At 62.2% G+C, this 20,453-nt stretch carries 15 protein-coding genes and 2 pseudogenes; 13 read left to right on the top strand and 4 right to left on the bottom strand.

Annotated elements, in window-relative coordinates:
* The first annotated feature begins 2 nt into the window (after window positions 1-2).
* The 3 genes from ACS4RR_RS32770 (at window position 3) to ACS4RR_RS32760 (ending at window position 2,338) form a co-directional block, all read left to right on the top strand.
* On the top strand, window positions 3-1,265 hold the full coding sequence (locus ACS4RR_RS32770) for a YcaO-like family protein (protein WP_260060331.1): 1,263 nt from the start codon (window positions 3-5) through the stop codon (window positions 1,263-1,265).
* Window positions 1,262-2,005, top strand: a complete 744-nt coding sequence (locus ACS4RR_RS32765; protein ID WP_456190652.1) for a TfuA-like protein — start codon at window positions 1,262-1,264, stop codon at window positions 2,003-2,005. The genes ACS4RR_RS32770 and ACS4RR_RS32765 overlap by 4 nt, the downstream gene beginning before the upstream one ends.
* Window positions 2,006-2,071: 66 nt before the next feature.
* A complete protein-coding gene (locus ACS4RR_RS32760; RefSeq protein ID WP_017968524.1) occupies window positions 2,072-2,338 on the top strand; it encodes a hypothetical protein in 267 nt (88 codons plus the stop codon).
* Between the two features lie 66 nt (window positions 2,339-2,404).
* Here the strand turns inward: ACS4RR_RS32760 and ACS4RR_RS32755 are convergent, their stop codons facing one another.
* The 3 genes from ACS4RR_RS32755 to ACS4RR_RS32745 all read right to left on the bottom strand — a co-directional run bounded on the left by ACS4RR_RS32755 (window position 2,405) and on the right by ACS4RR_RS32745 (window position 4,713).
* On the bottom strand, window positions 2,405-2,809 hold the full coding sequence (locus ACS4RR_RS32755; RefSeq protein WP_018071616.1) for a helix-turn-helix domain-containing protein: 405 nt from the start codon (window positions 2,807-2,809) through the stop codon (window positions 2,405-2,407).
* Between the two features lie 203 nt (window positions 2,810-3,012).
* Window positions 3,013-3,849: an amidohydrolase family protein gene (locus ACS4RR_RS32750; protein WP_456190651.1), complete on the bottom strand. Its 837-nt coding sequence runs from the start codon at window positions 3,847-3,849 to the stop codon at window positions 3,013-3,015.
* 78 nt (window positions 3,850-3,927) lie between these two features.
* A complete protein-coding gene (locus ACS4RR_RS32745; protein ID WP_456190650.1) occupies window positions 3,928-4,713 on the bottom strand; it encodes an IclR family transcriptional regulator in 786 nt (261 codons plus the stop codon).
* Between the two features lie 443 nt (window positions 4,714-5,156).
* Between ACS4RR_RS32745 and ACS4RR_RS32740 the strand changes: the two genes are divergently transcribed.
* The 5 genes and pseudogenes from ACS4RR_RS32740 to ACS4RR_RS32720 form a co-directional block, all read left to right on the top strand.
* Window positions 5,157-5,891 (top strand): SDR family oxidoreductase, encoded by a 735-nt coding sequence (locus tag ACS4RR_RS32740; RefSeq protein WP_170261517.1) that lies wholly within the window; start codon window positions 5,157-5,159, stop codon window positions 5,889-5,891.
* An 81-nt stretch (window positions 5,892-5,972) separates the two neighbouring features.
* On the top strand, window positions 5,973-7,250 hold the full coding sequence (locus ACS4RR_RS32735; RefSeq protein WP_456190649.1) for an L-fuconate dehydratase: 1,278 nt from the start codon (window positions 5,973-5,975) through the stop codon (window positions 7,248-7,250).
* A gap of 222 nt (window positions 7,251-7,472) precedes the next feature.
* Window positions 7,473-10,052: a caspase family protein gene (locus ACS4RR_RS32730; protein ID WP_456190648.1), complete on the top strand. Its 2,580-nt coding sequence runs from the start codon at window positions 7,473-7,475 to the stop codon at window positions 10,050-10,052.
* 24 nt (window positions 10,053-10,076) lie between these two features.
* Window positions 10,077-10,397, top strand: a complete 321-nt coding sequence (locus ACS4RR_RS32725) for a hypothetical protein (RefSeq protein ID WP_456190647.1) — start codon at window positions 10,077-10,079, stop codon at window positions 10,395-10,397.
* An 87-nt stretch (window positions 10,398-10,484) separates the two neighbouring features.
* Window positions 10,485-10,817, top strand: a pseudogene (locus ACS4RR_RS32720) (hypothetical protein); the annotation flags it as partial.
* Between the two features lie 298 nt (window positions 10,818-11,115).
* Here the strand turns inward: ACS4RR_RS32720 and ACS4RR_RS32715 are convergent.
* On the bottom strand, window positions 11,116-12,723 hold the full coding sequence (locus ACS4RR_RS32715) for an NHL repeat-containing protein (protein WP_456190646.1): 1,608 nt from the start codon (window positions 12,721-12,723) through the stop codon (window positions 11,116-11,118).
* Window positions 12,724-12,981: 258 nt separating this feature from the next.
* On the opposite strand from ACS4RR_RS32715, the gene ACS4RR_RS32710 reads away from it, so the two are divergent.
* The 5 genes and pseudogenes from ACS4RR_RS32710 (at window position 12,982) to ACS4RR_RS32690 (ending at window position 20,453) form a co-directional block, all read left to right on the top strand.
* The gene (locus ACS4RR_RS32710; RefSeq protein ID WP_026236777.1) at window positions 12,982-13,572 is read left to right on the top strand and encodes a hypothetical protein; all 591 of its coding nucleotides are present in this window, start codon (window positions 12,982-12,984) and stop codon (window positions 13,570-13,572) included.
* 188 nt (window positions 13,573-13,760) lie between these two features.
* The gene (locus ACS4RR_RS32705; protein WP_456190645.1) at window positions 13,761-14,138 is read left to right on the top strand and encodes a hypothetical protein; all 378 of its coding nucleotides are present in this window, start codon (window positions 13,761-13,763) and stop codon (window positions 14,136-14,138) included.
* Between the two features lie 211 nt (window positions 14,139-14,349).
* Window positions 14,350-16,302 (top strand): DUF4384 domain-containing protein, encoded by a 1,953-nt coding sequence (locus tag ACS4RR_RS32700; RefSeq protein ID WP_456190644.1) that lies wholly within the window; start codon window positions 14,350-14,352, stop codon window positions 16,300-16,302.
* 22 nt (window positions 16,303-16,324) lie between these two features.
* Window positions 16,325-17,940, top strand: a pseudogene (locus ACS4RR_RS32695) (caspase family protein).
* Window positions 17,937-20,453, top strand: coding sequence for a trypsin-like serine protease (locus tag ACS4RR_RS32690; protein ID WP_456190643.1), 2,517 nt, complete (start codon window positions 17,937-17,939; stop codon window positions 20,451-20,453). The pseudogene ACS4RR_RS32695 and the gene ACS4RR_RS32690 overlap by 4 nt, the downstream one beginning before the upstream one ends.

The following is a 20,453-nucleotide window of genomic DNA, read 5'->3' as shown; positions in this document are numbered from 1 at the left end:
GTATGTCCGCTTTCACCGACCTTGAAACGCTTGCCGGTGACCTTAAACGATCATCGGCCGGTGTCAGCGATTATCATGACCGCGCCGTCACGCCGGCTCAGACCCTCGCGGCCATCAGGCCGCATCTGCGCGAATTCGGCATCACGCGCGTCGGTCTGCTGACAGCACTCGACGTCCTGAACATCCCCGTCGCCTTCGCGACGAGGCCGAACAGCCATACGCTCTCGGTGTTTCAGGGCAAGGGCATCGACAATGATGCCGCCATGACCTCGGCGGCGATGGAAGCGGTCGAGACGCGGATCGCCGAAATTGCCCCCGCCGACCTGACGCAGGCGACGATCGACAGCATGCGGGCGGAGCATGCGGCGATGATCGATCTCGAAAATGTCGCACGCTGCGCGCCCGATGAGATCGGCAGCAGTCCTATTCCCTGGTGCACGGGGCTCGACATCCTTTCCGGCAGCAGCGTCTTCGTGCCCTGGTGGCTCGTCGGACTCGACCATCGCGGCGAGAGGCCGGCGGGCTTCGAGCAGTCGAGCGATGGGCTCGCCTCCGGCAACACGCCGTCCGAAGCGGTCCTGCATGGGCTTTGTGAGCTGGTGGAGCGTGACGCCTGGGCCTTGACCCAGCTGAAATCGCCTGAGCGGCTGAAGGAGAGCCGCATCGACCCCGCCTCTTTCGGCGATGCGGTCATCGACGTCATGACCGACCGGATCACCCGCGCCGGCATGAAACTGCTGCTGCTCGACATGACGACGGATATCGGCGTTCCCGCCTTTCTGGCCGTCATCATGCCAGGCAATCTTTCCGACCGTGTCGACGCGCGCTGGTCGCATGTCTGCGGTGGCTGCGGCTGCCATCCCGACCCCGTGCGCGCCGCGCTGCGCGCCATCACCGAAGCGGCGCAGAGCCGGCTGACCGCGATTGCCGGCAGCCGCGACGATTTCTCGCCGCGCATCTATCAGCGTCTAGACCGGAGTGCGGCGATGCAGCAGGTGGTCGAACTCTGCGAGGGCGACGGCCGGATGCGCTCGTTCCAGGCCCGCCATCGCCGCCCGGCGACGATCCAGGAATCCATCGGCCATATTGCCGACCGGCTGACGGCGACCGGCATCGAGCAGATCGTCGTCGTGCCGTTTCCGCATCGAGCCCTGCCGATCTCGGTCGTCAGAGTGATCGTGCCGGGACTGGAGGTCGACATCTCGGGCCAATACATCCAACTCGGCATGCGCGCGGTCAACACCATAAGAGGAGCCGAATCATGAAGGTGCTGTTCGTCGGCCCGAGTCTTGGCAGCGATCTTGCCGCGGCAAGAGCCATGTCTCCTTCCATCGATTTCCGGCCGCCGGCCGCCGCCGGCGACATCCTGAAGGCCGTTCGGGACGGCGCCACCGCGATCGGCCTCGTCGACGGCTATTTCGGCGATCTGCCTTCGGTCTGGCACAAGGAAATATTGTACGCACTCGAACATGATGTCGCCGTTGCCGGCGGGGCCAGCATGGGAGCGCTCAGGGCAGCCGAATGTGCCCCCTTCGGTATGATCGGGCTCGGCTCGATCTTCGAAGATTACGAGTCCGGACGGCTGCTCGACGATGAGGCCGTCGCACTGGTGCATGCACCGCAGGAGCTCGGCTGGCTGCCGCTTTCCGTTCCCTGGGTCGATTTCGAGCCGACGATCGATGCGCTTTACGCCAGTGGCGAGATTACGCCCGGCGAGCGCAAGAAGCTGCTGCTGGCCGGCCGGTTTCTGCATTTCTCCGAGCGCACCTATGCGAAGGTGGCCGACGAGTGCCATTTCCGCAAACCGCGCCGCGACCATATCCTCGCCGCCATCCGCGGCGGCCGCGTCGAGCGCAAGCGCAACGACGCGCGACTGGTATTGGACTGGCTGCGCCGGGATAAATTCCTCCCCGTCAACCGCGACTGGCGCTTTGCCGCGACCTCACATTGGGAGCTCTTGCACGCCGAAGTCACGCGCAATGCGGTTCCTGTAACGCTTGAATAACGGTCGCGGCGGAAAGATGCAGCACTGATGGAATCGTAGGGTTCTACGACCAAAGAGGCGGGAACGATGTTTGATCAACACAACGAGGGTACCGGCAGCGAATACGCAAGGATCTTCCGGCTGCTGTCGGCAGCCAAGGAGGAGGCTGAAAAGCTTCGGTTGCGCAATCTGATGCACCTGACGAACATGGCGCTGCTGCAAGTCGTCATCGATTGGGACGGCATAGATCCCGACAGGGAGCTTGACGTCAATCTCGAGAAACTGCTCGGCAGCAAAGCCAAGATCGCAATGAAGGATGCCAGCGAGAATCTAATCCTGATCGATCGCCATTGAGCGCGATCGATTGTTATTGATCCTCATGCCTGCCTCATGCGGTCCGTTGGGATCGCGTGAAGGACCCTATTCAGCCGCTTCAGAGTCCAACTGTTCTGTGTGGGCAATCGCCTGGACGAGCTTCAGGATCTTCTTGCGAAGCGCTTCGTTCTTGATCGAAAAGAACGCCGCATTGAGAAGCACGCCTTCGCGCGAAATAACGAATTCCTCGCTCGGAGCGGGGTTGTCGTTGGCCGTATCAGGGGTCGACATGTCGTCGAAAAATGTCCTGACGTCGACCTTCAGCGCGCCGGCGATTTCGACCAGCATGCTGGCGGAAACGCGGTTGGAACCCTTTTCGTATTTCTGGATCTGCTGGAACGTTACGCCGACGCGATCGCCCAGTTCCGTCTGAGAAACTTTCCTCAACAGACGCTGGATACGGATCGTCTTTCCGACGTGAACATCGACGGAATGCGGTGCTTCTTTCATCTCATTTTCCCTTCTGAAGGCAGCGGACAAGGGGGTATTCGCCATATCCGTGTCAACAACTTTTAGCCGAGATAAATAAGGCTAGCAATTGCTTGCATGCAGATAGCGTTAAGGCAGAATATCGCACCTTTTTTGTCCGTGAATGGTACAAAAAACATGCCGAAATGGCACGTCGACGAGATCGGTTGCTTCATTTTGCGACGTCAGAGCGACCAGAGGCGTTGTGCGTTGGCGAAAAGCAACTTGGAACGCTCCGCCTCGCTCACGCCGGAAAGCATCGCATGGGTCGCCGCGACCCAGGTAGAGAGGCCGCCACCGAGCGTGCAGACCGGCCAATCGCTGCCCCAGACGACGCGGTCCCAGCCGAAGCTGGCGATCACATGTTCGATATAGGGCCGCAGCGTTTCTGCCGTCCATGTCTTCGCATCGGCATAGGCGACGACGCCGGAGACCTTGCAGACGACGTTCGGCCGCCGGGCAATCTCTGGTATGCCCGCCTTCCATGGCTGGAAGGCGTCCGAGCGGATATCCGGTACGCCGCAATGGTCGAGCACGAACTGCACGTCGGGCGCAAGGTCGACGAGGGCGGTCACACGGCCCGCCTGATGCGGCAACGTGCAAAGGTCGAAGGTCAGGCCGCTGCCGCTGATGCGCCTGATGTTTTCACGGAACAGGGCGCCTTCGGAGACATCATCGGGCACGACATGCAGCACGCGGCGGAACCCCTTGACGAAGGGATCGGCCTTTTGCCGCTCAAGATAGGCGGCAAAGCCTTCCTCTTCCGGTCGGCAGGAGACAATGGCGCCGGCAATCAGACTGCCTTCCTTCTTAGAGATGCCGGCGACGTGGTCGGTCTCGGCCTGCATGGCGGCGGGATCGACGTCGACCTCCATGTGCAGCGCCGTGGTGATGCCGCAGCGCCGGGCTTCAGTCGCATAGCTTTCGTAAAGGAAATCATGATCGAGATCAGGCGCGCCGGAGAGCCAGGGATAGGGCAGGGCCGACCGGTCGATGATGTGCAGATGGGTGTCGATGAACACGCTCTTCTCCTCCCCAGAGTGGGTTTTGCGGCAACCTATCCCCGGTGAATGGATTGTTCAAATAGAAATTCCCGGGCCTCAGGCGGGGTTGACGACATCGGCGCCCGCAAGCAGCGAAAGCTCGGCTGCGGTCTTCTGCACCAGTGTGATCGCCTGCGTAATGTCGGGAGCGGACGGCGCATTGACGAGCGCGATAAAGGGGCAGGTGAGGGCGGCGATGCAGCGGCGGTCCGGTCCGAGAACGGGAGCGGAGAGATTGTAGACGCCTGATGTCTGGGCGCTCGCCATCATCTCATAGCCGCGCTCGCGGATCTGGTGGAGACGATCATAGAATTCGGGCCCGAGTTCGATCTCCGCGCGGCTGCGCACATGTTCCGAAATCATCATCTCCCGCTCTTCCTCGCTGCGGAAGGCAAGCAGCACATGCCCCGAACCGGTGTCGAAGAGGCTGATATGGGCACCGACGCGGATCGAGAATCCCCAATAGTCCGGCGCCTCCTGCTGGGCGATGACGACGGCAGCACCGCGATCGAAGACGGCAAGATGGTTGGCCTGGCGCGTGCGCTGGGCGAGATCGCGCATCAACGGCGTGGCGTAGGAGGCGAGGCGGCGCACCGGCGCGTGCAGTTGGGCAAGGCCGAAGAGCTTCAGCGTCAGCGAGTAGCGGTCGCCGTCCAGCCGGGTGACGTAACCGCGGCGCACCAAGCGATCGAGCATGCGGTAAAATTCGTTGGGGCTGCGGTCGAGCCGTTTGGCGATTTCGGCCTGGGTGAGGCCGCTGTCGACGCCGGCGAGCAATTCCAGGATATCGAGGCCCTTGTCGAGGGCAGGAGCGCGGTAGCGGTCGGACTCGTCGGTCACCATTCCTTCCTCCTGTGAATATATTTCTGCATATACGCAGAACCGCAGCCGGAAAAGGAAAACTTCGCACTTGACCCTTGGCCAATCGTCTGTTTGTCTATAAACAGACAACTCATCACTGAAAAAGGTCGATCGAAAGCGAGCGGCTGAGGTATCGAAGGCGCCCCGAGCGGCAGGATCATAAGCAAGCCGGGGACAGGGAGGAAAACCGTGCAGCGCATGGGAATGGTCATCGGCCCTGCCGCCGGCGGAGATCGCCGAAAAAGCAGCCAATCGGCTGAATCTCCCGCTGATCTGCCTGTGCAACGGCGCCAACTCCTCCATTTAACGCAGAGAGCCGTGCACCTGCGGAAGCAGGCCGGAATGCTCCATCACGACCGAGCTTCGCCAAGACATCAGCCGCACTCCATCGTCGAGCGTAGACAATTCCAGAAAAGGCCCGTGACATGACAAATAGACTTTCCGGCAAGACCGTTCTCATCACTGCCTCCGGTCAGGGCATCGGCCGGGCGACGGCGGCGGCCTTTGCCGCGATCGGTGCCAAGGTTCACGCAACCGATATCAACACCGAGGCGCTGGCGACGCTTGCCGCCGAAACCGGGGTTTCCACCCATAAGCTGAACGTACTCGAAGAGGATGCGGTCAAGGCCCTCGTCGCCGAGATCGGAGCCGTTGACGTACTGTTCAACTGCGCCGGCTTCGTCCATGCCGGCTCGATCCTCGAGATGAAGGATTCCGATCTCGAATTCGCCTTCGACCTCAACGTCAAGGCGATGATCCGCACCATCCGGGCCGTGCTGCCGGGCATGATCGAACGCAAGGACGGAGCGATCATCAACATGGCCTCCGTCGCCTCCAGTATCAAGGGCGTGCCGAACCGCTTCGCCTACGGCGTCACCAAGGCGGCGGTGATCGGACTCACCAAAGCCGTCGCCGCCGATTATGTCGGCCAAGGCATCCGCTGCAACGCCATCTGCCCAGGCACGGTGGAAAGCCCGTCGCTGCAGGACCGCATGCGGGCGCAGGGCGATTACGATGCGGCGCGCGCCGCCTTCATCGCCCGCCAGCCGATGGGCCGGCTCGGCTCGCCGGAGGAGATCGCCGATCTCGCCGTCTATCTCGCCGGCGCGACCTACACGTCGGGCCAGGCGATCGCCATCGACGGCGGCTGGACGATCTGATTTCAGCTGATGCGGCCGCCCACTGCAATCGGCTCTATATAATCGGCATATAATCGGCCCATATCATCGGGAGGAACAATCATGACCCGCATCACCGACCTTCGTGTCTTCGATCTCCGCTTTCCCACCTCGCAAAGCCTGGATGGATCCGATGCGATGAATCCCGATCCGGATTATTCGGCGGCTTACGTCATTCTCGATACGGATGCGCCGGATCTTGCCGGCCACGGCCTGACCTTCACCATCGGCCGCGGCAACGACATTTGCTGCATGGCGATCGAGGCCATGCGCCACCTCATCGTCGGCGCCGACCTTGCCGAGGTTCTCGCCCATCCCGGCACCTTCTGGCGGCATCTGACGAGCGATAGCCAACTGCGCTGGATCGGCCCTGAAAAGGGCGCCATTCACCTGGCGACCGGCGCGGTCGTCAATGCCGTCTGGGATCTGCTCGCCAAGCAGGCCGGCAAGCCCGTCTGGCGGCTCGTCGCCGAGATGTCGCCGGAAGAGATCGCCGATATCGTCGATTACCGCTATCTCACCGACGTGCTGACGCGCGACGAGGCGGTCGAGATCCTGAAGCGCGCCGAGGCGGGCAAGGCGGAACGCATCGCCATCCTCGAAAAGGAGGGCTACGCCTGCTACACGACCTCGGCCGGCTGGCTAGGCTACGGCGACGAAAAGCTGCGCCGCCTCTGCCAGGAGGCAATCGACGCCGGCTTCAATCATATCAAGATGAAGGTCGGCCGCGATCTCGAAGACGATATCCGCCGTCTGAGGATCGCCCGCGAGGTGATCGGTCCCGATCGTTACCTGATGATCGACGCCAACCAGGTATGGGACGTCGGCCAGGCGATCGACTGGGTGAAGGCGCTCTCCTTCGCCAAGCCCTTCTTCATCGAGGAACCCACAAGCCCCGATGATGTCGCCGGCCACCGCAAGATCCGCGAGACGATCGCTCCGGTGAAGGTCGCGACCGGCGAGATGTGCCAGAACCGCATCATGTTCAAGCAGTTCATCGCCGAGGGCGCAATCGACATCGTGCAGATCGATTCCTGCCGCATGGGCGGGCTGAACGAGGTCCTCTCCGTACTGCTGATCGCCGCCAAGTTCGGCCTGCCGGTCTGGCCGCATGCCGGCGGTGTCGGCCTCTGTGAATATGTGCAGCATCTGTCGATGATCGATTACGTCGCGGTGTCGGGGACCAAGCAAGGCCGCGTCATCGAATATGTCGATCATCTGCACGAACACTTCCTCGACCCCTGCCTGATCGAGAACGCCGCCTACATGCCGCCCACCCTGCCGGGCTTCTCCATCGAGATGAAACCCGCATCGATCAGCAACTATACGTTTCGAAGCTAGGGAAACTTCGCCGGAGGCATGTTAAATTCTGATTTCCATAGTCTTCCCCGCCAGAGACAGGCTTCCAATCTGCAAGAACTGCTCCAATTCTCTTGGAGGCGGGGCAGCTTGCTTTTTAGGGCGCCGAGGAATAGTTTTGAACTGTGAATGCGGAGGGGGCCCAGCACCAGCAGGCCAGCAAATTTTATTGAACTTAGACAATAGAATGTTTGCGATCGAGCCATGCCCAAGTTTCACCACGTCAAGAGACTGTGCGCTTATCTGCTGATCATCGCAGCAATGCTCCTGTCGATCGGCACGGCATTTGCCGCCATCAAAGAAGAGAGCGGCCGCCGCGTCGCCCTGGTCATCGGCAACTCGGTCTATAAGACGCTGCCCTCGCTTCCCAATCCTGCCAATGACGTCGAAGAGGTCGCCAGCACGTTGCGTGCGGCCGGTTTCGACGTGACGATCGGCGTCAATGTCGACCGCATCGGGCTCGAGGATACGGTGCGCCGCTTCCTGCGTTCGACCAGCAATGCCGAGGCCGGCCTGATCTATTATTCGGGTCACGGCATCCAGGTGGGCGGTCAGAATTTCCTTGTGCCGGTCGATGCGACACTGGAGACGCCCTATGACGTCGAGACGCAGACGATGCCGCTCGACCTCATTCTGAACCATCTCAAGCAGAATTCGCGGGTGCAACTGATCTTCCTCGACGCCTGCCGCAACAATCCCTTCAACGCCCAGAAATTCTGGATGGCCGAAAAACTGGAACCGGTCGGCGCCACACGCGGACTTGCGCGCATCGATAGCGATCTCGGCAGTCTGATCGCCTTTTCCACAGAACCGGGTCAGGTGGCGCTCGATGGCAGCGGGGCGCTGAGCCCCTATTCCGAATCCTTCATCAAGCGGGCGAGTGAACCCAACAAGGAAATCCGCCAGGTCCTGACCGATGTGCGCCGCGATGTCATCGCCATGACCAACGGCAAGCAGGTCCCCTGGGAAAATTCCTCGCTGATGGACAGTTTCTATTTCATTCCGGCGCCGCCGCCGCCGAGCGTCGAATCGATGCAGCAGGTGAGCGTGCCGGAGGGTGCGGCCACGACCAAATTGCCGATCGCCCCGCCGCATGACGAGACCGGCTCGGCACTGCTCGTCACCCTCAACCAGCTTCCCAAGACCGGCAAGCTCAGCTTCGACGGCAAGCCGGTCGAGCAGGGCGCGAAGATGCCAGCCGCGGCACTGACGGCGCTGACCTATGATTCATCAGGTGTTGCCGCCGGAACCGTCGGCCTCATCGGCTATACCGTCAGCGACCCCTATGGCCAGGTTACACAAGGCGTCGTCGCGATCACCGTCTCGGCGGATGCCGGCGCAAAGCTCGCCCAACTCGAACAGGAAAAGCAGGTGCGGCTGGCCGATGCCGACGCTTATCTGAAGACCCTGCCGCGCGACGTGAGCACCACGATCGGGGTCGGCCCCATAAAGGCCGGCCTGCCTGAAGTGCCGGCATCGGCAGCCGAGATGACCTTCAAGGTCGCGGCCCTACCCGACAAGGGCACGCTACGCGCCGGAGACCGGGTGATCGGGCTCGGTCACGTGCTCGAGGCCGCCGATATTCCGGCCCTTTCCTACGAGCCGCAGATCGGCACCGAAAACCAGCCTTTCGCCCTGACGCTGCAGACTGCGAATGACGACCTGCCGCCGGCGACGGTCACCATCAAGCCGGTGCTCGATGCCTGCGACACAGCAGCCGCAGCCCCCCTCGACCTTCAGGGCGTGACCTCGGGCAAACTGCCGAATGAGATCGACCCCGATGTAGCCCTGCCGGCCTGCACCGATGCGGTAAAGGCCTATCCTGAGGTGGCCCGCTTCGTCTACCAGCTCGGCCGCGCCCAGCTCGCAAACCGCGACACCAAGACGGCTTTCGCAACGATCAAGAAGGCGATGGATGCCGGACATGTCCGGGCGATCCATCATCTTTCGACCATGTACGAAATTGGTGCGTCAGTGCCTCGCAATGTCGATAAAGCTGCAGAAATCGTTCAAGCAGCCGCCAAGAAAGGCGACCCTTACGCACTGCACAGCTTCGGGAACGATCTGTATTACGGGCGAGGCGTCAAAGCAGACCAGCAGCAAGGATTGCGCATGATGCTGCAGGCTGCCGATCTCGGCCATACCTACGCAATGAACGCTCTCGGCTTTATCTTTCTTAATGGCATCAAAGTTCCGGCCGATCCGGAACGCGGCATTCGCTTTTACGAGGCCGGAGTCGAACGCAACGACATCTATTCCCAGAACAATCTAGCGCTGGTCTACCGCTTTGGTAAGGGCGCGCCGCAGGATCTTTCTAAAGCTCTAGACCTATTCACGCGGGCAGCAGAAGGTGGTCAGCCCTACGCTCCGACAAACCTCGGACGCATGTACCGCGACGGTGTCGGCGTTGCCGAGGACAAGGCGGAAGCGGTAAAATGGCTGGAGATAGGCGCAGAACGCGGCGACTATTGGGGTGCTCTCGACCGCGCCAAGCTGGCCAAAGATGAGGGCGTCGACCCCGACAGCCTTGCGATCGCTGCGCACTATTTTGCGCTGGCGATGGCGGTGAACAGGCCTGGTAGCGGTGATCCGAAAAATCAGGCCTTGGCGGAACTCAAGGCGCTGCCTGAGGTTGCAAAGAAAAAAGCGGAAGGAATTTTCTCAGCCGAGCTGACCGCTCAGGAACAAAAGGCGCTTCCGAAAGTCAAATCACTCAACGACAGACTCATCCAGCTCGCCAAGGCGACATGGGCAAAGCGAAATCCGAGGTACGATCTCTTCTGAGACGGCGGCATGGGGGCGCCTTATATGAATAGCAATCAAATCATCCGGGTCCTGTTGTGCTCGACATTCATCGTTGGCTCAGGCGCGATCCTGCAAAGCTGCATCTTCGATCCAGGCGCCAGGACACTTTTCACCAGCGATGAGCCGGCAGCCAATAAACAACAGACAGTAAAACGAACACCCACCGTCAAAAAGGTAGCAGCAAGGAGCAATGAACCGGCTTTTGTCCGTTCTGAAAACGGATCCGGCGGAAATTCCAGTTCTGGCGGCGGCATGGGCGGCGGCGGCGACAGTGGTGGTGGCGGTGGCGGCTCTAGCGGCGATGGCGGCGGCAGTTGGCACTAGGACAGGTTGTCCGTCGGCGTCCATTTTATCTATATTTTATTGAGAATTCGTCTCTTCGTGGCTCAAGGACTGAGACTCATCCCGCCGATCCTCTGGAGCGTCGCGACGCTGTCCTGCGCGATAATCTACGCCTGGGCGACCATTGCCTTCGGCCTCGCTTTTCTAACCTGACCCATCGCGGCATCACGGCCCATGTCTCAAAGAACATCTCCTGGTGTGTTTGCGACCCCGAGCTTCATCGCCAGCGGCCTTGCCGAAGGACTGGCGCGAGCCGGCATGCTGGCGATCGTCAGTCTCGTCTACCTGCTGCGCGCCCGCGCCGAAGAGCGCCTGCTGAGCCGTGATCCCGCCTATTGTGACTATGCCGAGAACGTCGCGGCGCATGGGCTTTTAGCGAAGACGAAGCGTCGTCTGGCGCCGAGAGAGGGCGCCACGCGTCTGAAGACCCACGGGATGCAGGCGAGGGTGAGTTTGGCGGAAACGCGTCTTCCACTCCGTCATCCTCGGGCTTGACCCGAGGACCCATGCAGCGGCTGCTGGTGGGTGCCGTGTGGATGCTCGGCTCAGGGCCGAGCATGACGGAGGACGAGGTGGGCGGAAGTGGCAAATCATAGCGTGGATACCCACGTCAGGACTGTGGTCCGCATGCCTCAGACAGCGGCGGCCGCTATAATACTTTTAATTATGCAGCAGACAGCCGGCGCGACGCTCCCGCCTCTCACCCATCCAGCCCCTTGAAGCGCACCGGCTGGTAGCCGCGCATCAACAGGCTGCCGAGCGAATAGGTATTGCGGCAGACGCGGCCCTTGCAGGCATTCGGCGAGGCCTCCATCACTTCCACCTTGCGATCATCGGTGAAGCGCATGAACAACAGCACATGTGAACCCGGCTTGTTCAGCGCGTCGCCCGGCCGCATCGACCAGGGGTCGGAGAGCCGCTTGGTGATACCGGGGATGGCACGCGTCGAAACGTGCATCTTCAGGCCCCAGGCGTCGCTGACAAAACCGGAGCAGTCGACGCCGAGGACGTTGGATTGCGGCGCGCTCTTGGTGCAGACATTGCCGGCGGTCTGGCCTTTTTCGACGCCGCCGATGAAATTCTCGAGCGGCGTCTTGCAGCCCCAGCAATAGGGAACACCTTTGACCGTCTGGCCGCGCTTACCGATCAGATAGATCGGACGGCGCAGCCGGTTCATGTTGACGCAGCCCGGACCCGGATCCCTGCCGTAAGCAGCCGGCGTCACCATCCAGTTCAGCGTCTCGAAGCCAATAGCCCGCTCGATGACGTCGCTGCGCGATTTCGGCACGATCGCCACCTTCGGCGTTTTGCCAGGCTTACCGGCATTCAACTGTTTCGCGGGCAGGGCGACGGCGAGCTTGCGGCCGGGCTCCCGGCCGTCGAGCCGCAGCACCTGCGCCCGGCTTTCCTGCGATCTCAAATAGAGCACGTCGCCGCGCGGGCCGATCGCCATAAAACGCCTGGAGAATACCGTTCCCGGGTCGATCGGCAGGTCGTAGACCCGGTCCATCGCCCCATTCGGCGTGAAGCGCACCACCAGCATCCCAGTGCGCTCGGGCCGGTCGGCGGGCACCAGCTCGACCAGCGCATAGGGCCTGCCTGTTGTGTCGATGTCGAGAAGCTCGACGGTGCCGATGCGGCCTTCCGAGGCGAGCTGCAGCGAGAGAAAGTTCTCCTCCGAGCTGCTGCGCCGCAGCAGGATTTCCGCCTTGTCGTTTGCAGCAGCTGAGACCTCGGCAACGATATCGCCGAGCCCGCGGCTCGGCACATACTGAATGACCGGCGGGCGGGCCTCGGGCCGGCTGGTGCTGCGGCCGATCTCGTCGATGATGCTGTTCAGTGGACCGGGCGATACCGAGCCCATCGAGGCGAAAACCGAGCGGGTGTAGTCGTCGGCATCGCCGCCGTCGACGGCGCGCAGCGTCTGCGACCGGCCGTCGGCATCGGTCGAGCGCTCGAGCGGCACGACGCCGTCCGACCAGAGGTAGAGTTCGCTGTGGACGACCGCGAGATCCTCGGGCGCAGCATTTTCCGGCAGCGGCAGGATTTCGGGATCGGCTTGCGAGCGTTCGGCATCGATGGCGAGCACGCGGCCATTGTTCTGGTCGAGGATGTAAATGGTGCCGTCGTCACCGACGGTGATCGCCGCCGGCCCGGATGCCTCGACTTCCTCGTTGGAAGAAATGATGCCGACCGAACGAGCGCCGTCGCCGCCGCGAAGCTCGATCATCACAGTATCTTTGGCGAAAACCGGCGAGGCGACCGCAAGTGTCGCGGCAAACAAAATATGCGACCCAAAACTACGCATTGCCTCGACCCCCAGAACAGGATGATTTTAGGCCGATCCGGCCTAAAATCTGAATCCTGTTCTCAATTAAAGCAAGAGCATGATGTCGTCCGAAAACCGCTCACACTTTTCGGCATCATGCTCTGTGACCGTCAAGTCTTTAAAATGGTAGGATAGTTGTGCCTCGTCAGCAAGCTATTGCTTTCCAAACGATTTGGAGATCTCCGCCGGCGATAGTACAAGAACATCGTCTCGAAGATTTGTCGGCAGGGAGTGCTTATGCTGGAATGGAACGGTGACGAACTGGCGCTCGATATAAGCTTGCTGGAGCAGGTTCGCGCGGCAAGGATCAACTTCTCCGATCGCGTCTGCGCGGCCTCGGCCAGCAAGGACGACAAGCATCTGGCGCAGCTGCGCTCGGAGCCGACCTATCTGATGGCCGAGTTCCTGTATTCGATGAAGGTCTTCGGCATCAGCACCGCCGAGGATATCGAACGCTTCGCCGACCTGCACAATGACTATGTGGTTTCGCTCACCCGCGATCCGGCCAAGCTGCAGCGCCTGGGGCTTTCGCAGGATCGGGCGCTCGCCTCGATGTTCACCGCCGACACCAAGCCGCGGCTGATCCAGAACTGGGCGGAGAAAGCCGGCGCGATCGACCAGTCCAATCTCGCCCGTTTCCTGGTTGCGGTGATGTCGAGCGAGACCTGCCGCAAGACGCTGATCGATTTCGAGACGGCGGGCTTCATGCAGCGCAAGCGCTCGCCCTATGGCACCATGGTCGTCTGGTCGACGGGAATGATCGAGGAGATCTTCGGCGAGATGCTGCGCGACCTGCGCCTTAACCTGCAGCAATTGAAGATCCTCTGATGCATGTCGCCCGGAAGTGTGCAGCGGTTCCGGGTTAACGACATTCATAAAACAAGGAGCGAAAGTGCCTCGGCCAGTCGATTTCAACCCTCCCAATCGATTGGCACTGAGCGCCGTTGCCATCCTTCCGGCCTCTCCCTATTGTCGTGCTGCTTGCCCTATTGCGGCGCATAACGGATTTGACGACGATGACGAAACCCTGGCTCATAACCTTGTCGATCGGCCTTCTGCTGGCGCTGCAGATACCCCGGCTTGCCTATTCCGGCCCGACTGAGGACGCGCTTGCGGCGCGAAACCCCGCGCTTGCGGCGCTCCGCCACCATGATGAAAAGGCCTTTGCTGCGGCGACGGCGATCATCGCCGAATACGAAACCGCCAAGGGGCTGGCACCCGGCGAGGACAAGCTGCCCGAGGCGACCTCGCCCGGCCGCGACATGGGTTCAGGCCCCGGCAAGGAATTCACAGTCGACAATCCGGATATTCTCTGGCTCTACAATTCCTCGCCCGAGGGAATGAGCGACCTGATCTCGATTTTGAAATCAGCCGGGCAGAAACCCAAGAACTAACCGTAACCTTGCAGTCGAACGGACTATAAAAGGCGCTGGATATTGCCAGGCGTGAGTCTTGCTCACGTCTTTTCGTTGATGGATTCTTCCAGGCTCCAAATAATTTGTAACCCTCCCTCAAGCAAGACAGGCAAGGCCATCCCAATTTCGCCGGTCAGTGCTATTCTCATCTTCAACACAGTGTGAGATTGTTCGAAGAGGAGGTTTTCCAATGCCGAACAGCAAAGCCATCCTAGCCGCAGCCACCTTTCTTTCGTTCTTTTCGGTGGTTCCCGCCGTCGAGGCGCAGAACGAACGCACATTGACCGAAGCGCCCGCGCAAAGCGGGCCTGTCAGCATCACCTTCGATCGCGCTGAAGCCAAATACGCCGTCGGCGAAGTTGTCGGTCTCTTCATCCAATCGACCGAGAACGCCTATGTCACGGTGCTGAATGTCTCGCCGAACGGTTCTGTGGTGAAGCTTTTCCCGAACAAGTACCAGACCGACGCCCTTGTCGGCGCCGGCAAGCGCGTGCAGGTGCCGGATCCCGCAAGCGGCGCCCGGCTGCAGGTTTCCGGCCCGGTCGGCCAGGAGCAGATCAAGGTCTTCTATTCCTCCAAGCCGCTGACTATCTTTGCCGATCTCGGCGGCAGCGGCGCCGGCATGTTCCGCTCGATCGACGGTGGCATGGATACCGTTTCCCGCAGTCTCGAAGAGGCCCGCAGCCTCGGCACCAAGATCAGCAGCAAGACGCTGACGCTGACGACGGTCGACAGCTTGCCCGCGGTGCCGCCCGTCGCAGCCGCCCCTGCCGCGAAACCCGCACCGGTCGAGCAGGCTGCCAAGCCGCCCGTTGCGCCGAAACCCGCAGCCGCTCCGAAGCCGGTGACGAAACAGGAAGTCGCCAAGAAGCCGGAAACGGTGGTGGAAAAGCCGAAACCCGTTACCCCGAAAAAGCTCACGCCGAAGCCTGTCGAGCAGGCAACACAACAGCCGCCGAAGAAATACAAGATCGTCACCAATCTGGCGCCCGGCCAGGAGCTTGCCGCCGATGAACTGCAACTGATCGGTCCGGCCGACACCACCTCATCCACCAACCCGACCCAATATAAACAGCCGACCACGCAGTATAAGCAGCCAACCCAGACGTCCCAGACGAAGATGCCCAAACTGCCGATGCCGCAGATCAAGATGCCGCAATTCAAGCTGCCCGGCGGTTTCAGTATCAAGATGCCGCAGCTGAACCTTGGCCGTTCGGCGGAACCTGGCCAAGCCGGCGAGGAGGTCGAGATGGCAAACGCCGATACGCCCGTTTGCACCGCCCTTCTCGACAAGCTGAACACGGCCGTTGCCGCCAAGGATATCACGGCTGCCGCCGCTGAAGCCGACACGATCGCCGTCAGTGCCGACTGCGGGCAATTCCAGGTGAATGCCCAGCGCCGCGTCGCAGCGCTCAGGCTTTCCGCGGCCCAGGAGATGATGGCGGCCAACCAGCCGGTCGCCGATTACGAGCCGCTGCTTGTCGCCGCCGACAGTCCGCAGGTGCTCTGGCAGGCCTCCGCCACGCTCGGCGAGATCTATTTCTCCGCCCGCCGCTTTGCCGATGCCGCCGCCGACTACCAGCAGGCGATCGAGATCATCAAGAACGAGACCCGCACGCCGAAGGCGCCGCCGGCCGAGACGATCTCCGATCTCATCCAGCGCGCCGCCCAGGCCCGCATCCTTGCCGCCAACCCGACCAGCGACCATCCTGAAGGCAGCTTCGTGCCGGCCGAGAAGGATCACCGCAGCGGCGTGCTCGGCGGCATCTATTCCGAGAATGTGCGCGGCATCGTACCGGTCTCCATTCCGGTTCCGATCACCTTCGATTTCAACAAGTCGAGCTTCACCTCGATCGGCACCGAAGCCGCTGAGGAATTGCTGGAGGCGCTGAAGGAGCAGAAACCCGGACGCGTCATCCTTATCGGCCATACCGACCATCGCGGCGGTGACGACTACAATCAGAAGCTTTCCGAACGCCGCGCCCAGGCCGTCGCCGACTTCCTGAAGAGCAAAGGCATCGACGCGACGATCGACGCCGAGGGCCGCGGAGCCTCCGAGCCGGTGGACGTGACCGCAACCGCAAACCTCACCGAAGACGACGTCGATGCGCTGAACCGTCGCGTCGAATGGCGCCGCGAATAGCTGGGGCGAGGGGAGTTTGGCCATGTCCGCATCCGTTTCCATGGCCGCAGCACTTGCCCTCCTCACCATGGCGGCCACCGATAGCCTGGCAAGGGTGATCGAAGCGCCGGAGCACGGCGCGGTCAGGGCGGTGCTGATCGGCATCGACCTCTACCGCAACGTTCCGCCGTTGCATGGCGCTGTCGCCGATGCCGAGGACCTTTCCCTTTCGCTGCGCTCGGTCGGCGTCGAAGATATGACGCTGCTGAAGAATGGTGCGGCCGACCGCGAGGGCATCTTCCACGCGATCGAGGCCGTCACGGAACGGGCAGGGCCTGGTGACCTTGTCGTGCTCGGCATCGCCGGCCACGGGTCGAGTGAGCCGGAGCGCGTCAAGGGCTCGAAACCGAGCGGCCGCGACGAGGTCTATGTGCTCGCCGGCTTCGACACCCGTCTTCCCGGATCACGCGAGCGCATCTTCGGCGACGAATTCAAGGCGTTGATCCGCAATCTTGAGACCAAGGGCGCCGATGTCGTTTTCGTCGCCGATACCTGCCATGCCGGCGGCATGACCCGCGACGTCGATCCGCGCGGCGCCGAGATCACCTGGCGTCAGGCGCCGTCCTATACGATCGAGGAGGACGACCTCGCGCCGATCTCGACGACGGCGGATGCACTGTCCACCGGCTTCGATTTCAAGCGGCTGACCTTTCTTGCCGCCGTCGACGAGAACACCAAGTCGCCCGAGATATCAATTCCAGGCATTCCGCAGAAACGCGGCGCGCTGAGCTATGCCACCGCCCGTGCTTTCGAAGGGGCGGCCGACCGCAACGGCGACGGCGCCGTCAGCCGCCGCGAACTGTTCGAATATGTGCGCCAGGCGGTTTACCAGTTCACCGACCAGCGGCAGAACATCTTTACCGAAAGCCCGCCGGGAACGGATCTCGATCGCGCGGTGGTCTACAATTACGAAGGGGCGGGGGCGCAGGCGGCGACGGAGAAATCAAACGCTCCGCTGCCCGCCGAGCCCGCGCCGATCAGTGTTGCCGCCCTCGGCTCGGAGCCGGTGCTGCAGGGGATTGTATCAGCCGTGACGCCGTTCAAGCTGATGCAGGGTGCTGATGCCGAACTCGTCTTCGATCCCGAAAAACGCGAGGCGATTGCCGGCGGCGATGTCGTCGCCTCCGCCATCGGCGCCGGCGACATGCCTTTCGTCGTCGACCGGATGGCCGCGCTCGACACCCTCAAGCGGCTCTCCGAGACAAATCCGCAGACCGTACGCGTGACGCCTTCCGACGCCGTCCATCGCGAAGGTGAGCGCGTCGGCGTCACAGTTTCGGATTTGCCAATCGCAAGCTCGTGCTCTTCGACGTCACCGGCGATGGAACCGTGCAGTTCCTCTATCCCAATGAGAAGGAGGTCGATGCTGCGATGTCTCAGACCTTCGATCTCGATCTTTCCGTCGTCGCACCTTTCGGCACGGACCTGCTCGTCGCCGTCACCTCTGAAACCCCGATGCCCGAACTTGTGGAATTCCTGAAGCAGAATGATAGGCGCCGCACCGCCGGCAATATCGCCAAGCGCCTCGGCGAATTCCTGCCTGAGGGGGGACGCGTCGGATTTACGGTCCTCTATACCTCCGCCGGAGCCAAGCTATGAGCACGTCGATCAGCAGGGTCCTCAATATTGCGTCGGTCATGCTGCTTCTGGCTACTCCCGTGCTGGCGCAGCAGGACACCGATTTTGCCGGCGAGGATGGCGGACGTGTCATCGGCGGCCAGGCGGCCAAGAAGGGCGAATGGCCCTGGCAGGTGAAGATCCTGGCGCCCGATCCCGAACAGCGCGGCCGCTTCGGCGGCCATTGCGGCGGTTCGCTGATCGCACCGCGCTGGATATTGACGGCCGCCCATTGCGTCACCAGCGGCCGCTCCGGCAAGCAGGATCTCTTCGCCCGCGACCTGCTGATCGTCGAGGGCAAGTCGAAGATCGACAAGGTGATCGCGGTCGACGGGCCGGACAAGCCGGGGCTTGCTGTGGAGGACGTGATCATCCATGAGGATTTCGACCGCAAGGTCTTCGCCGATGACATCGCCCTGATCAAGCTGAGCGAGCCCGCCAAATCGAAGCCGGCGATCCTTGCCTCGGCCTCGGATGACGAGGTAGAGGCCGCCGGCCACCCGGCCGTCGTCACCGGCTGGGGCTATACCAAGGCCGATCACGGCTGGGACGACAAATATCTGCCGACCGAGCTGCAGGAAGTGGAACTGCCGATCGTCCCGCGCGAGGACTGCCGCGCCGCCTATCGCGACAGCTCGATGCGGATGAACCCGATCGACGAGCGCAATGTCTGCGCCGGTTATGCCGAAGGCGGCAAGGATGCCTGCCAGGGCGACAGTGGCGGACCGCTCGTCGCCCAGCGTCCCGACAAGCGCTGGATCCAGCTCGGCATCGTCAGCTGGGGCGCTGGCTGCGCCGAGGCAGAGCATTACGGCGTCTATACCCGTGTGGCCGCCTTCCGCGACTGGATCGCCGCAAAGACCGATGGCGCCGTGCCTGACGTTGAAGGGCCCGCTGCCGACGATCAGGTCGCGTCCACCACGACCAGTGGCGGCACGCAGCAGAGGCAGTCCGGACAGGAAGAAGCCAATCTCGCCATCACCACTTCCCCGGCTGGCGATACCGCGCCAGCCGCGACCACCGAAACGCCCGCCAGCGATACCTTGCCGGCTGACAAGCCCGTCACCGACGAACCCGCCGTGCAGCCGCCGGTCGCCCAGATGCCGGTGATCGAAAGCTCGCCCGGCGATCGCGCACTGCTGATCGGCATCGACGAGTACGAGATGCGCGAGGCCAAACTGACCGGCTCCGCGACCGATGTGAAGGCGATGCAGGTCTTCCTCGCCAAGACGCTCGCCTATCGCCCGGAGCAGATCCACACGCTGACCAACCGCAAGGCGACCCGCGAAGCGATCCTGGCCGAGATCGACGACTGGCTGGTGCGCCAGTCGACACCCGGAAGCCGTGTCTTCCTCTATTTCAGCGGCCAGGGCTCGGAAGAAATGGGCGCCGAGGAAACGACGAGCCCGACGCTGGTGGCCGTCGATGCCAAGCTGGTGCGCGACGCTGGCAAGGTAACGGTTACCAACCAAATCCGCGAAACCGAGATCGCCGCACGTCTGAACAGCCTCAAGGACCGCCGTGTGACGCTGCTGATCGATGCCTGCCATGTCGGGCCCGGCAGCCGCAGCGCGGTGGCCGCACCCTCCGGCACCGTGCGTTGCCTCGGCCCGGCGCTGGCAGCGCTCGAACCGCCGAACAAGTCTGGCAAGGAAGCGAAATTCTCCTTCGGCGGCGAAAACGCGATGGTCTGGTCGGCCGTCAACGCCGGACAGTGGGCGCTTGTCGACCGTGAGGCCAAGCCGCCGGTCGGCGTCTTCACCCGCCGCTTTATCGAAGGCGTGCAGGATGGCGTGGCACGCGCTGCCGACAAGCCGAATGTCAGCAATGCCGCCCTTCTCGACTATGTTCGGCGCAAATCGGACGAATATTGCCGGACGCATGCGGAGGATTGCCGCTTCACGCCGGTGCCGCAATTTTATGGTCAGCCGGATGCGCTCGGCCGCGACTTCATCACCGGTGAGGAGGCGAAGACGCCGGTCGCCGCCGTCGAGAATACGCTGAAGAGCGACAACGAGGCCGGCGTCGCCGTCGACGTGCTGCCCGGCACCGCTGTCAGCATCGGCGACAAGGTGGCGATGCGCGTCTCCACCAAAACGTCCGGTTACCTGATCCTGGTCGATATCGACGCCTCCGGCAAGCTGACGCAGCTTTACCCGAACAAGCGCTCGATGGGCCTGAAACCATCTGCCAAAAGCGGCGACAACCGGCTCGATCCGGCCCGGCCGGTCGTCGTGCCCGATGCGCGCAATCCCTATACCGGCTTCGAATATGTGGTGGAGGGGCCGGCCGGCGTCGGCATGGTCGTTGCCATCCTCAGCGACAAGCCGATCGAAGTGCTCGACCTGCCCGATGTGCCGACGCCGCTCGTCGGCCAGCGCGCCGCCTTCAACTATGTCTACGATCTCGCCCGAAGCCTCAGGATCGTCGGCGACGACGAAACCGGCGCCCAAGGCAAATGGTCGTTCGATTCCAAATTCTATCGCGTCCGCTGA

Origin of the sequence: Rhizobium zaerense, from assembly GCF_051810725.1 — a bacterium.
Taxonomy (GTDB): domain Bacteria; phylum Pseudomonadota; class Alphaproteobacteria; order Rhizobiales; family Rhizobiaceae; genus Rhizobium; species Rhizobium leguminosarum_I.
Note: the sequence above shows the minus strand (reverse complement) of the source record. Positions and strands in the feature narration are given on the sequence as shown.

Coding starts and splice junctions, on each gene's coding strand:
- ACS4RR_RS32705 (WP_456190645.1), top strand. CDS start 13,761: ATGACGAAACCCTGGCTCATAACCTTGTCGATCGGCCTTCTGCTGGCG.
- ACS4RR_RS32690 (WP_456190643.1), top strand. CDS start 17,937: ATGAGCACGTCGATCAGCAGGGTCCTCAATATTGCGTCGGTCATGCTG.
- ACS4RR_RS32725 (WP_456190647.1), top strand. CDS start 10,077: ATGAATAGCAATCAAATCATCCGGGTCCTGTTGTGCTCGACATTCATC.
- ACS4RR_RS32760 (WP_017968524.1), top strand. CDS start 2,072: ATGTTTGATCAACACAACGAGGGTACCGGCAGCGAATACGCAAGGATC.
- ACS4RR_RS32755 (WP_018071616.1), bottom strand. CDS start 2,809: ATGAAAGAAGCACCGCATTCCGTCGATGTTCACGTCGGAAAGACGATC.
- ACS4RR_RS32700 (WP_456190644.1), top strand. CDS start 14,350: ATGCCGAACAGCAAAGCCATCCTAGCCGCAGCCACCTTTCTTTCGTTC.
- ACS4RR_RS32715 (WP_456190646.1), bottom strand. CDS start 12,723: ATGCGTAGTTTTGGGTCGCATATTTTGTTTGCCGCGACACTTGCGGTC.
- ACS4RR_RS32765 (WP_456190652.1), top strand. CDS start 1,262: ATGAAGGTGCTGTTCGTCGGCCCGAGTCTTGGCAGCGATCTTGCCGCG.
- ACS4RR_RS32730 (WP_456190648.1), top strand. CDS start 7,473: ATGCCCAAGTTTCACCACGTCAAGAGACTGTGCGCTTATCTGCTGATC.
- ACS4RR_RS32745 (WP_456190650.1), bottom strand. CDS start 4,713: ATGGTGACCGACGAGTCCGACCGCTACCGCGCTCCTGCCCTCGACAAG.
- ACS4RR_RS32710 (WP_026236777.1), top strand. CDS start 12,982: ATGCTGGAATGGAACGGTGACGAACTGGCGCTCGATATAAGCTTGCTG.
- ACS4RR_RS32735 (WP_456190649.1), top strand. CDS start 5,973: ATGACCCGCATCACCGACCTTCGTGTCTTCGATCTCCGCTTTCCCACC.
- ACS4RR_RS32770 (WP_260060331.1), top strand. CDS start 3: ATGTCCGCTTTCACCGACCTTGAAACGCTTGCCGGTGACCTTAAACGA.
- ACS4RR_RS32740 (WP_170261517.1), top strand. CDS start 5,157: ATGACAAATAGACTTTCCGGCAAGACCGTTCTCATCACTGCCTCCGGT.